This window comes from Mesorhizobium sp. M7A.F.Ca.US.011.01.1.1 (genome assembly GCF_003998295.1).
In the GTDB taxonomy this organism is placed as follows: Bacteria; Pseudomonadota; Alphaproteobacteria; order Rhizobiales; family Rhizobiaceae; genus Mesorhizobium.
In genome coordinates this window covers 1-13,357 of record NZ_RZRT01000008.1, presented here as the reverse complement: position 1 = coordinate 13,357, position 13,357 = coordinate 1, and the positions used below count along the sequence as shown (strand labels likewise).

The following is a 13,357-nucleotide window of genomic DNA, read 5'->3' as shown; positions in this document are numbered from 1 at the left end:
AACCCATTGCGCCGACTCGTTTCTTTCTCTAAACGCTCGCCATGAAAACAGCCAATCATCCCGACACCGTCCTGATTGTCGATTTCGGCAGCCAGTTCACCCAGCTCATCGCCCGCCGCATCCGCGAGGCCGGCGTGTTTTCCGAGATCGTGCCGTTCCAGTCGGCCGAAGCGGCATTCAAGCGCATCAATCCGAAAGCCGTGATCCTCTCCGGCGGCCCGGCTTCTACCGGCGATATCGGCAGCCCGCGCGCGCCGCAGATCGTCTTCGACGCCGGCGTGCCGGTGCTTGGCATCTGTTACGGCCAGATGGCCATGTGCGTGCAGATGGGCGGCGTTGCCGAAAGCTCCGACCATCGCGAGTTCGGCCGCGCCTTCGTCGAGATCCAAAAGGACAGCCCGCTGTTCGAGGGCCTGTGGGCACCCGGCCAGCGCCACCAGGTGTGGATGAGCCATGGCGACCGCGTCATCTCCTTGCCCAAGGGCTTCGAAGTGTTCGGCAAGTCGGAAGGCTCGCCCTTCGCCATCTTCGGCAACATCGAGCGGAAGATGTACGGCATCATGTTCCACCCCGAGGTGGTGCATACGCCCGACGGCGCCCGGCTGCTGCGCAACTTCGTCCACAACATCGCTGGCATCGAGGGCGACTGGACCATGCGCGCCTACCGCGAGCACGCGGTCGAGACGATCCGCAAGCAGGTCGGCAAGGGCAAGGTCATCTGCGCGCTGTCGGGCGGCGTCGATTCCTCCGTTGCGGCGCTGTTGATCCACGAAGCGGTCGGCGACCAGCTGACCTGCATCCTTGTCGACCACGGCCTGATGCGCAAGGACGAGGCCGCGGGCGTGGTGGCGATGTTCCGCGAACACTACAATTTACCGCTCATTCTGGTGAACGCGTCGGACCGTTTCATCGACGCCCTCGAGGGCGAGTCGGACCCGGAGAAAAAACGCAAGACCATCGGCCGGCTGTTCATCGAGGTGTTCGAGGAAGAGGCCAAGAAACTCGGCGGCGCCGAATTCCTGGCGCAGGGCACACTCTATCCCGACGTCATCGAAAGCGTTTCCTTCACCGGCGGCCCGTCGGTGACGATCAAGTCGCATCACAATGTCGGCGGCCTGCCCGCGCGCATGAACATGCAACTGGTCGAGCCGCTGCGCGAATTGTTCAAGGACGAGGTCAGGGCGCTCGGCAGGGAACTCGGCCTGCCCGAAAGCTTCATCGGCCGTCACCCGTTCCCAGGTCCGGGTCTCGCCATCCGTTGCCCCGGCGGCATCACCCGCGAAAAGCTGGAGATCCTGCGCGAGGCCGACGCCATCTATCTCGACGAGATCCGCAAGGCCGGCCTCTACGACGCCATCTGGCAGGCCTTCGCCGTGCTGTTGCCGGTGCAGACGGTCGGCGTGATGGGCGATGGTCGCACCTACGAGTTCGTTTGCGCGCTGCGTGCCGTCACCTCGATCGACGGCATGACGGCGGATTTCTACCACTACGACATGGCCTTCCTCGGCGCCGCCGCCACCCGCATCATCAACGAAGTCCGCGGCATCAACCGCGTCGTCTACGACGTGACGTCGAAGCCTCCTGGAACAATCGAGTGGGAGTAGGGGAATGGCGGCAATGGCGTAATTTCGGCACGTAGCGCCTCCAGCGCAGACATCGCCGAGGTCGGGCCAACCGTGCTGCTGTCCGGCGCGTGAAGTGATCCAGTTGAATCCCCCAGCGTTCAAGCGAACTGGCCGGCTGCCGGGTTGGCGCGCTGCACGAGAAGTACGCAGCGATCAAGGTGCGGCGTTGGTATGGTGGTACGCTGGCGGGCTCTCGTCAGGCTGAGCCGCACGTTCTGCCGCCTGGCTCATATCGGGCGTGCGCCTGTTCGATCTCACAACTCGATTCTAGTGACTGTGGCTCCCCTTATGTTCGACTATTAACTGTTCGGCCAAGTTGGGCGTTGACGCTTCCTCTCTATAAGAGTTAATAATCTCCTAATATAAGAGACATCTAAAGTTTGTGGTCGGTACCACGGGTTTGACGATGTAATTTGGGTAGGAAAGCTAGCGCGACGACTAGTCGTCGTGTCCAGCATTGGGTCAATATCCGTCCGTGAATGGCCAGCTTGAAGCGGCTGTTCCAAGCGCGGCGGTGTGCCTGGCGACAATTCATGCCTGCCCGGATTCGCGCGGTTTTTCTTCGGCTGGAAGCAGCCGGTCGTTCAGTACTCAATGAAGCAGACGGTTGGACGTCGGTTCTTTAAACTACTAAGGGGGGTTGGAAATGGCTACTCAGGTCACCGGTGCCGGCGGCACCACGACGTCGTTCTCGAACACACCGCAGGCGAAGGACGACACGTTCCTCTATTCGGAAGATGCCACCGGCGTCCTAATCCTGAATGTTTTGGCGAATGATCTGGGAGGAGCGGCCAAACAGCTCTATTCCATCGACAACTCGATTAGTGATCCAACATCAACAAAGATATTTGCTCCGGCGGACCTGCTCACGCGTGACGCAACATACTCCGGTAATGTCGGAGGAGGGACCGACACGAGTTATCTGGGTGCCCATATCTGGATAGGCACTGATGGTACGATCCACTACGACACGGCGAATATCGACAGTACAATTCAAGCACTTGGGGCGGGAGAGGTTCTCACCGATAAAGTGACCTACGCCATCCAGCTCGGCAATGGCACGCTGAGCTGGGCCACGGCCACCATTCGGTTCACCGGCACCAACGACGTGCCGGTGATAACCTCAGGGCCGCAGGCAGGCTCCGTCGTCGAGGATGCCCCGACGACGCCGGACCTCACCGATTCCCTCAACGCCGCCGGCACCATCGCCTTCAACGACGTCGATCTCATCGACGGCCACACCGCCTCGTTCGCGGCGACCGCCGGCGAGACGGCGCTCGGCACCTTCTCGCTCGATCCCGTCAGCGAGGCGGCCGGCGCCGCCGCCGGCTCCGTCCAGTGGCATTACGCCCTCGACAACGCCGCCGCCCAATACCTTGCCGCCGGCCAGAGCGTCGTCGAGCACTACACCGTGACCGTCGACGACGGCCATGGCTCGACCGCGACCCAGGTCGTCGCCGTCACCATCACCGGCACCAACGACGCGCCGGTCATAGACCTCAATGGTCCGTCGCTGGGACCGACAACCTTGAACTATACAACCGGGTCCGCCGCCACGGCGATCGCGCCTTCGGGGACGGTAACAGACATCGACTCCGCCAATTTCGGCGGAGGCTCGCTGACCGTTGCGTTCACGGCAAACGGCACGTCTGCGGACCAGTTGACGATCCAGAACCAGGCCCCCGGGGCCGGCCAGATCACCGTCAGCGGCAGCGATGTGAGCTATGGCGGCACCCTCATAGGAACGTTCACCGGCGGCACAGGCGGGACGAGCCTCGTCGTCACCTTCAATGCCAGTGCCACGCAGGTTGCGACGCAGGCGCTGGCCGATCATATCCTCTATTCAAACGCGACTAGCGCCACCACCGCCAAGACCGTGACCTATACATTGGTGGATGGTGATGGCACCGCCAATGGGGGGACGGACACCGGCTCGGCCACGGCGACGATCAACGTAACGGGTAGCGATATCACGCCTCCGAGCGTTTCGATCAGTCACGTGCTGAGTTCAAGCCAGCAACAATCCACCTTCACTGTCCATGCAACAGATGCCAGCGGCGTCCAGAGCGTCCAATTGTATGACAGCATCGGAGGAGCCGCGCCCGTTCTCATCTATACCATGACTGCTGCAGAGCTGGCCGCCGGATCGGCGAGCGGCAACTATGTTCATACTTTTGATGACGGACCGGCTCCGTTCCCAGTCAGCAACTCTGTCCATCAGATAAGTGCAGTCGTCACCGACAACAGCGCGGTACATAATTCTGCCACCGCCGTGGATAGTGTTACGTTCAAGACCAACGGTGGCGGTGGGAGCAGCACAAAGTTCACGGCTCCCGCCGGCACCTCCGGCGAGCCCATCAATCTCGCCTTGACCGACCCCTCGCATGAAGGTGCGCTCATCACCGTCACGGTGAAGGACGTGCCTTCGGGCTGGACGATCGACGGCGCGACGCACAACGCCGACGGATCCTGGACGGTGCAGACCAACGACCTGCGCCAGCTGACCGTGACCACACCGGTCGAATTCACCGGCGCCGCAGTGCTCGACGTGCAACTGACCTGGATCAATGCCGACGGCACCTTGGGCAGCGCGTCGATCGCTGACAATGTCGAGGCCTACGCTCCGGGTTCGCCGATCTTCGCCTGGTCCGGCGACGACGTGCTGACCGGGTCGAGCGGTAACGACCTCTTCGTCTTCTCGCAGCCGATCGGCGCCGATACGGTGCATAATTTCGACGCCGCAGCCGACCAGATCGACCTTATCGGCTACAACGGATTGGCAGATTTTGCCGATCTCCAGACGCATATAGCCGACGATGCCCACGGAAACGCGGTGATCACGCTCGGCGACGGACAGTCGATCACGCTGGACGGCGTCCACTCCAGCGCACTGACGGCAAGCAATTTTGTCTTCGACCAGACGCCGGTGGTCAACAATGCCGGCACCATGACGATCGGCGACGGCGCTCTGCTGCCGCTGAGCGGCACGATCAACAATAGCGGCCTTATCTCGCTGGACTCGACGGGCAGCGAAACGCTGCTGCAAATCATCCAGCATGGCGTGACGCTGCAGGGCGGTGGACAGATCCTGCTGTCCGACAGCGCCGCCAACGTGATCTCCGGCACCGGGCCGGACGTCACTCTGGTCAATATCGACAACACGATATCGGGCGCCGGCCAGTTGGGCGGCGGGATGCTGAGCCTCGACAACCAAGGCACCATCATCGCCTCCGGCGCGAATGCGCTGGTCATCGATACCGGGGGCAGCGTCATCACCAACTCCGGAACATTGGAGGCGACCGGTTCAGGCGGCCTGACGATCACCGGCGGGTTGGCGAATTCCGGCATGCTGTTGGCCAATGGCGGCGACATCGTCATCCACGGCCAGGTTACCGGCGACGGCGATGCCACGATCGGCAACCTGTCGAAGCTCGAGTTCGGCGGCGCCTCCTCGACGGACGTCACCTTCGCGCACGATGCGGCCGGCACGCTGCAGCTCGATGACTCCTTCGATTTCAGCGGGCGGATCGGCGGCATCACCAATGACGACAGGCTCGAGCTCGAGGATATCCTGTTCGGTGCGGGAACGACGGCCGTCTACCAGGCAAACCAGGATGGCAGCGGCGGAACGCTGACCGTTTCGGACGGCACGCACGGCACCGCGCTGCATCTGGTGGGCTCCTATGATGCGAACGGCTTCAAGCTTGCCGATGACGGCCAAGGTCATACCGCCGTTTCGTACATTCCGGCCGAATTCACGCTGACAGGCGTCGGCAATGGAGGAATTTCAAGCGACTTCGGGGTGTGAATCAAAAGGGTCGTTGTCAGCGGCGGCTCACTTGGCCTGACGCGTATCGAGTGGGGTTTTGGAAGTGGATAGCAAGTTTCGAATTGTGAAGGATGCGCTTCGGGCATGCCGCCGCTATTTCGTGGTTGCGGCAGGATTCAGCCTGGCGATCAATCTGCTCTACCTCGCGTCCCCACTCTACATGCTGCAGATCTACGACAGGGTCGTCACCAGCGGCAGCGAAACCACGCTGGTGATGCTGACCCTGGTGTTGCTGGCCGCCTTCCTTTCGTTGGCCGGCCTCGACCTGGTGCGCGCCTCCATCCTGACGCGTGCCAGCGCGCGGCTCGACCGGTTGCTCTCGGCAAAAGTCCTCGCAGCGTCGGTCGAGACCCCATCGTCGGGCTCCTCGCAAAGTCAGCCGATCCGCGATTTCGACACGTTCCGGCAGGTGATCACCGGCAGCGGTATCCATGCCCTGTTCGACCTGCCGTGGTCGCCCATCTACATCGGCATCATCTTCCTGCTGCATCCGTGGCTCGGCTTCTTCGCACTGGGCTGCTCGCTGCTCCTGATCGCCATGGCGGTGCTCAACGAGTATATCGTGCGCTCGCCGCTGAAGCAGGCCAACGAGCTGGCGACGACCAACTACAACTTTACCGAGATGAGCCTCAGAAACGCGGAAGTCGTTCGCGCCATGGGGATGATCGACGGTCTCATCCGCCGCTGGGGGCGCGACCGCAACCTGGCGCTGCGGCGCCAGGCGGAGGCAAGCGACCGCGCCGCCCTGATGTCGGGCCTGATCCGTTTCCTGCGGCTCACCATGCAGTCGCTGATCCTCGGCCTCGGCGCCTATCTGGTGATCGAGCGGCAGATCACCGGCGGCACCATGTTCGCGGCGAGCCTCTTGCTGGGCCGGGGGCTGCAGCCGGTCGAGCAGATCGTCGGCCTTTGGCGCAGCCTCATCCTGGGGCGGGCGGCGTTGGCAAGGGTCGAGAAGCTGCTCGACGGCGGTGCGCAGAGCGAAAGATCTTTCAACCTGCCGAAGCCCACCGGCAAGATTTCGGTCGAGCAGGTCAGCTTTGCAATTGCCAGCCAGCAGAAAGTGCTTTTGCGGGACGTATCGTTCCGGCTGGAAGCAGGCGAGACGCTGGGAATCGTCGGCCCTTCCGGCGCCGGCAAGTCGACGCTGGCGCGTCATCTCGCCGGCGTCATGCAACCCAGTCGCGGCACCGTCAGGCTGGACGGCGCCGACCTGTCGCAATGGGGGCACGACGCGCTCGGCGACCACATCGGCTACCTGCCGCAGGATATCGAACTCTTCTCCGATACGGTCGCCGCCAACATCGGTCGCTTCAAGACCAATGTCGACCAGGAGGTGATCGAGGCCGCGCGGCTCGCCGGCGTGCATGAGATGATCATCCGCCTGCCGCAAGGCTATGAGACGCAGATCGGCGAAGGCGGCGCAGTGCTGTCAGGAGGATATCGGCAACGGATTGCTCTTGCCCGTGCGGTGTTCGGAACGCCGAACCTGATCATTCTCGACGAGCCGAGCTCCAATCTCGACGCCGATGGCGACCGCGCGCTGAGCGATTGCGCGATCGAGCTCAAGCGCCGCGGCAGCACGGTGATCATCGTCTCGCATCGGCCTTCGACTCTGGCGAATGTCGACAAGATCCTTCTGCTGCGCGATGGCGCCGTCGAGGCCTTCGGCATGAGAAACGAGATCGTGGCGCTGCTCAACCAGCGCGCGGCTCCAATGGCGGTGGCAACGCAATGAGCCGTGTTTGGAGAGAGCGATGAGCGACGGCGCCCTTACCTACCGGAGCCTGCCTGGCGACACCGGCATTCTGGCCCCGGATTCGATCCGGGTGCCGGCCTATATCGGCCTGCTGATCATCGCTGCCTTCTTCGGTATTTTCGGCGGCTGGGCGGCCTTTGCCCCGCTGAACGGCGCCGTGCTCGCCGACGCCATCGTCAAGGTGGAAGGCAATCGAAAGAGCGTACAGCATTTCGACGGCGGTACGGTGAAGGAGATACGCGTCAAGGATGGCGACGTCGTCAGGAAGGGCGACATCATGCTGAAGCTGGACGACACCAGGATCCGGTCCGAGTTCAATCTCTATGCCCAGCAATATGCGCTTTTGCGTGCAACCGATGCCAGGATTCGGGCCGAACTGGATGGCAGCGAGGCTGTTGCCTTTCCCAAGGACATTCTCAAGGAGCACGAAGACTACCTTAGGGATGCGATGGCAAACCAGATCGCCGACCTGGAAAGCCAGCGCGCCTCGATGGCCGGCGCCAGGCAGATACTCAAGCGGCGCATCGCCGAGCTCGAGGAGCAGATCCAGGGCAAGCAGGCTCGGGTCCAATCCTACCAGGCCCAGATGCAATCGACGATCGACGAGAAGGCCAGCCTGTCAAAGCTGCTCAAGGCCGGATTGACGACCCGCCCGCGCATTCTGGAACTGGAAAGATCGGCCTCGGATCTGCAGGGCCTGATCGACGAGAACCTCGGCGCCATAGCCGGCAGCCAACAGAGCAAGGCCGAACTCAAGGGCCAGATCGCGCAATTGACCTATGAGCGCCGAGCCAAGCTGTCGGCCATGCTGATCGATACGCAATCGAACCTTGCCGACCTCGTGCCCAAGATGTTTGCCGCCCAGGCTGCGATGGACCGAGCCGAAGTGCGCGCGCCTTATGACGGCCAGGTGATGGATCTCAGCGTCTTCTCGATCGGCGCGATCGTTTCGCCGGGCCAGACCATCCTCGATATCGTTCCGACCGAAAATTCGCTGATCGTCCAGGCCCAGATTCGCGTCGAGGACATATCGAACCTGCGACCCGATATGGCCGCCGAAGTTCGTTTCACATCCTACAAGCAGCGCTCGATACCCATAATTCATGGCCGCGTCACCCGCATTTCGGCGGATCGCATTACCGACAGCAAGACCGGGTTTCCCTACTATCTTGCCGACGTAGCGGTCGATCCGGTGGAATTGGCAGCAGCCCCACAGATTGCGCTTTATCCGGGCATGCCAGCGTCAGTCATGATCGTTACCGAGGAACGCACGGCACTCGACTACATTCTGGGTCCGCTGGTTGTGTCGTTCCACTCCGCCTTTCGCCAGAAATGACGGATTAGCCAAGTGACTTCGCTTTTGAGGTGATTCTAACGCAGAGCAGTTGGAGATCATCGGCAGGCAAAGGACCGGACAATCTCGCTACTCTAAAAGAGGCAGGACCAGTCCTCTCGGTCCGGCAATTGCGGGTCTGCCATGTTCCGTGCCGACAACCCCTCGGTTTCTTTGGTGCTGGAGATCTGATGATCCCGGCGATCGCAATTTTGAGCGGTGGTGACGGTACTTTTGTGCTGGCGGAGACAGTCTGCGGAAGCCACAAAACTTCAAAAAGACGTTCGATTGGTCCCGATAGCTGATGAAACCTCAGGATTTTTTGTGGTGTCTTTTCTTTTGAAATCAACAGCGTAATTTTTTGACGGTTTTGGTGTCGGATGGCAGGTATACGCATCGAGTTCTGCGCAGAGCAATTTGCGAACGACGGCAGCGTAGGTTCTGACGTGCTTAAGGTCATCAAACGTAGCATGGCCGCCGAGGCAAGCCGCATGCTCTCGCAGAAAGTCGTCATCGGTCAGAGCCGGATAGTCAAGGTGGGTTTCCGAGGACTGCCGGTCGGTTGCCGCGCAAAACTGTGAAAGCAACCGAACTGCCAGTTCTTTCCGGGCACCCACATCCTGGAAACGGACGTTGAACCGAACTGGGCTTATGACCCTGGCTGGACACCGAGCGGTTTCGTGGTCAAAGCGCGCAAGTGCTTTGGACGGCTGCTCAAACAACGGCTACAAATACTCAGGTTGAACTGCGGGTATGTCGTCGGCAACCGGGGGCATTCCGAAAAACTCCGTGAAATGAAAGTCTCGCCCAAGATACGGATGAGGCAAGAGACATCTGACTGAGCTGGTTCCTGCCGGTAGGAAATCCCCTGCGGTCAGCTCTTTGATAGACTCGTTTCCATGGCGCGGGATGCGCCGGTCCTCACCCGTTATTGATTGTCGCGGCGAAGTGCCTTGCGGCCGGGAGGAGACTTGGAATGGACGGCATCAAATTTACGACGGGGCTGAGCACGGTAGCAGATTCCCGGGTCGCGTTTCGCGGCACGCCTTTTGTCGAGCGTACCGCGCCGTTGAACCAGAATGCATTGTGGATGCGCTGGGACAGGAACATGGTCGTCGATTCGTATTCCGACATGGTCGAGGAGCTGGCGGCGATCCGCACCAGGGTTGCCATGGGCGACATGTCGCCATTGTCAAAGTATGTCATCGCCGGTCCGGATGCGGAAAAGTTGATGGACAGGCTCATCCCGCGCGACATCACCAAGCTACAGGTCGGGCAGATCTATTATGCTCCGTGGTGCGACGAGAATGGGCACGTCGTCGGCGACGGCCTGGTGTTCCGCATGGATGAAACGACATTCCGGGTTTCGGCCGATCCGGGCTTCGGATGGTGGAAACAACATGCAGAAGGTTTCGATGTCCGCGTAACCGATATCTCCGACAGCTACGGTCTCCTTACCCTGCAGGGGCCGCGTTCCCGCGAGGTTCTCCAGGCGGCCACCCAATCCGCGTTTGAGGAATTGCCGTTCTCCCGTCTTGCCATAGTCACCATCGCCGGCAGGCAGGTCGAGGTGCTGCGCCAGGGCTTTACAGGCGAGCACGGCTACGAGCTCTGGATCAAGGCTGATGACGGCGTCGCCGTCTGGGATGCGATCGAGGAAGCCGGCAAGCCCTATGGCATTCTTCCCGCCGGTGCCTGGGCGCTCGATCTGGCGCGCCTCGAGGCTGGGCTGCTGATCGTCGGCTATGACTACACCAGCGCCGGACCGGACCATGGCGGAGCGGGCATCCAGGCAGCGGGAAAATACCGGGCGTCTCCTTTCGATCTCGGGCTCGGCCGGCTGATCGATTTCCGCAAGGGCGACTTCATCGGCAAGGCGGCGCTGCAGCGTATCTCGAACACAGGCGAACATCGCCAGCTCGTCGGGCTCGACATCGACTGGGCGCAGGCTCTCGACGGCAAAGGGCTGGAGAACGATGCGCCTGGAAATCTGCGGCGCGTGCAGTGGTACCCGCTGAAAGCACTCCGCGGTGGGAAGGAAGTAGGGCACGCCAGCAGCGTCGCCTGGTCACCTTCGACGAGCAAGATGATCGGCTTCGGCCATCTGCGGCGCGAGGCCGCCGAGATTGGCACCGAACTCACGCTGAAGTGGAACAAGGATGGCGTGGCGGTCGACGTGAGCGCACGTGTCGTGGCGCTGCCGTTCCTGTCGCTCAAACGCGCCGCCAACGGCTGAAGCCACAGCTTCGCAACGGAAAGTCGTCCGTCGCATCCTCCCGCGACGACAGGCCGGGCGGCAGGGTCGCCCGGCTACCCGAACGTGTGGCCATTTTTAAGCTCGAAACCATCGAGCTCGCCGGCAGAAACCTGGAAAGATCATGAACGATATTCGCCGAGACTTTCTTCGAGCGCCTGGCGGGTCCGCATATGCGTTCGGTCCAGCCGTGTCGATCGAGCTCGCCCCGGAGCAGGCGCGTGGCTTTGCACCGCGCGCCGATTGCTTCGCGCCTGGCTCACGCGTCTTTCTTACCCATCTCGCCGGCAAGCCCGAAGCGCTGCAGATCGACGCGGCCTTGCGCATCAAGGAGATGGGCTACGTGCCGGTGCCGCATCTGGCGGCGAGGAATTTCAGAACCGCACAGGACTACGTCGATCTCGTTCAGGCGCACAGCCGCAACGGGATCGGTGAAGCGCTGTTTCTCGGTGGCAATCCAGCCCTTTTCCCGGGACCAATGGCCGAGGCCGCTCAGCTGCTCGCCCATCCCGTGTTGAGCGACAGCGCGATAAGGACCGCCTTCGTTGCCGGCTATCCGGAAGGGCATCCGGCCATCGTCGAAGCCGCACTGGCGGATGCGTTGCGCCGCAAGCTCGAAATCTGCGCGGATCGATCACTCGAGGCTAGGGTCGTGTCGCAGTTCGCTTTCGACGGCGATATGATCGGCGATTGGGCAAGGAACCTGCATACGCTCCATTCCGGATTGTCGGTCCATGTCGGGCTGGCCGGCGTGACCAGCCTGACGAAACTCATCAGGTTCGCCATGATGTGCGGCGTCGGCCCTTCGCTCGCCGCGCTCCGGCGTTCGGCAAGTGGCCTCTTCAACGTCATAGCAGACCGGAACCCGGCCGAAATCCTGGAAACGATGGCGGCCAACTACCCGGCGCCGCTTGGCCCTCTGCATCTTCATTTCTTCCCATTCGGCGGCTGGGAAAAGACGCTGGCCTGGCTCAGCGACTACCGGGAGCTCAGCCTTTCGCGGGTCAACGAACGATGAACCGCACCACACACCAACAGGAGGAACACGTCATGAAGAATGGAACGGCGCATCTTTTCATTCCCGGCCCGACCAACATTCCCGACACGGTGCGGCGGGCCATGAACGTGCCGATGCAGGATATGCGCGCCCCGGATTTTCCGGAACTGGTGCTGCCTTTGTTTCGCGACCTGAAGCGGATCTTCAAGACCGAGACCGGCAGCGTCTTCATATTTCCGGGCTCAGGCACCGGTGCCTGGGAGGCGGCGATCTCCAACACGCTCAACCGTGGCGATCGCGTGCTGATGTCGCGCTTCGGCCAGTTCTCGCATCTGTGGGTCGATATGGCAGAGCGGCTGGGGCTGGAGGTCGATTGCATCGATGTCGAATGGGGCGAGGGGGTTCCGCTCGACGCCTATCGGCAACGGTTGAGCGACGACAAGGGCGGCGAGATCAAGGCGGTATTCGCCACCCACAACGAGACCGCAACCGGCGTGACATCCGATGTCGCCGGCGTGCGTGCCGCGCTCGACGAAACAGCTCATGACGCGCTGCTGTTCGTCGACGGCGTCAGCTCGATCGGCTCGATCGATTTCCGGATGGACGAATGGGGTGTCGACCTCGCCGTCACCGGCTCGCAGAAGGGGCTGATGCTGCCGGCTGGGCTTGGCATCCTGGCGGTGAGCGCCAAGGCCTTGGAAGTGCACAAGCAGTCACGCATGGAGCGTTGCTATTTCAGCTTCGAGGATATGCAGGCGCCGTCCAAAACCGGCTTCTTCCCCTACACGCCGCCAACGCAGTTGCTGCTTGGGCTGAGGGCTTCGCTTGACCTCATCTTCGCCGAAGGACTCGAGCAGATCTTTGCCCGTCACCACCGCCTCGCCGAAGGTGTTCGCCGCGGTGTGCATGCGTGGGGACTGAGGCTCTGTGCCAAGGAGGAAAAATGGTGGTCGGATACGGTTTCGGCGATCGTCGTTCCCGACGATGTCGATGCCAGCCAAGTCATCGCCAACGGCTACTCCAGATATCGCACTTCCTTCGGCGCCGGCCTGAGCAAGGTGGCCGGCCGCGTGTTCCGCATCGGCCATCTCGGCGACCTCAACGAGGTCATGTGCCTCGCCGCCCTAGCCTCGGCGGAAATGTCGTTGCGCGACGCCGGGGCCAAAATCGAGGCCGGTTCCGGCGTCGCCGCTGCCCAGGAATGGTACCGCACCGAGATCGGCCGGGCCTTGCAGCCAGTGCACGAACGGGCGGCTTGAGGATGGCGATCATGAACAGACCGAAGGTAATCGTCACCCGGCAATGGCCGCGTGAGGTCGAACAGCGCCTCGCCGACCAGTTCGATGTCACGCTGAATGAAGCCGATCGTCCCTATGAGCAACAGGAACTTCGCGAGGCCTTGCTGCAAGCCGATGCGGTGCTGCCGACCGTGACCGACCGATTTGGCGCCGGTCTCTTCGCGGGTGGCGTCAGGGCAAGAATGCTTGGCAATTTCGGCGTCGGCTTCAACCACATCGATATCGCCGCCGCGAGAGCGGCGGGGCTGGTCGGCACCAACAC

7 protein-coding genes and 2 pseudogenes are annotated in these 13,357 nt (G+C 61.9%); all 9 read left to right on the top strand.

Annotated elements, in window-relative coordinates:
• Positions 1–41 precede the first annotated feature (41 nt).
• Positions 42–1,604, top strand: a complete 1,563-nt coding sequence (gene guaA / locus EOA13_RS11665; protein ID WP_127292708.1) for a glutamine-hydrolyzing GMP synthase — start codon at positions 42–44, stop codon at positions 1,602–1,604.
• Positions 1,605–2,271: 667 nt separating this feature from the next.
• Positions 2,272–5,433: a VCBS domain-containing protein gene (locus EOA13_RS11660; protein WP_127292705.1), complete on the top strand. Its 3,162-nt coding sequence runs from the start codon at positions 2,272–2,274 to the stop codon at positions 5,431–5,433.
• Positions 5,434–5,497: 64 nt separating this feature from the next.
• A complete protein-coding gene (locus EOA13_RS11655; protein WP_127292702.1) occupies positions 5,498–7,192 on the top strand; it encodes a type I secretion system permease/ATPase in 1,695 nt (564 codons plus the stop codon).
• Positions 7,193–7,211: 19 nt separating this feature from the next.
• Complete coding sequence (locus tag EOA13_RS11650) at positions 7,212–8,549, top strand: HlyD family type I secretion periplasmic adaptor subunit (RefSeq protein WP_127292700.1); 1,338 nt, start codon at positions 7,212–7,214, stop codon at positions 8,547–8,549.
• A 371-nt stretch (positions 8,550–8,920) separates the two neighbouring features.
• A pseudogene (locus tag EOA13_RS38630) lies at positions 8,921–9,097 on the top strand (recombinase family protein); the annotation flags it as partial.
• A gap of 425 nt (positions 9,098–9,522) precedes the next feature.
• Entirely contained in the window at positions 9,523–10,782 is a 1,260-nt protein-coding gene (locus tag EOA13_RS11640; protein WP_127292698.1) for an aminomethyltransferase family protein, read from the top strand.
• 142 nt (positions 10,783–10,924) lie between these two features.
• Entirely contained in the window at positions 10,925–11,818 is an 894-nt protein-coding gene (locus EOA13_RS11635; protein WP_127292695.1) for a methylenetetrahydrofolate reductase, read from the top strand.
• A 32-nt stretch (positions 11,819–11,850) separates the two neighbouring features.
• Positions 11,851–13,056, top strand: a complete 1,206-nt coding sequence (locus tag EOA13_RS11630; protein ID WP_127292693.1) for an aminotransferase class V-fold PLP-dependent enzyme — start codon at positions 11,851–11,853, stop codon at positions 13,054–13,056.
• 11 nt (positions 13,057–13,067) lie between these two features.
• A pseudogene (locus EOA13_RS11625) lies at positions 13,068–13,357 on the top strand (D-glycerate dehydrogenase); the annotation flags it as partial.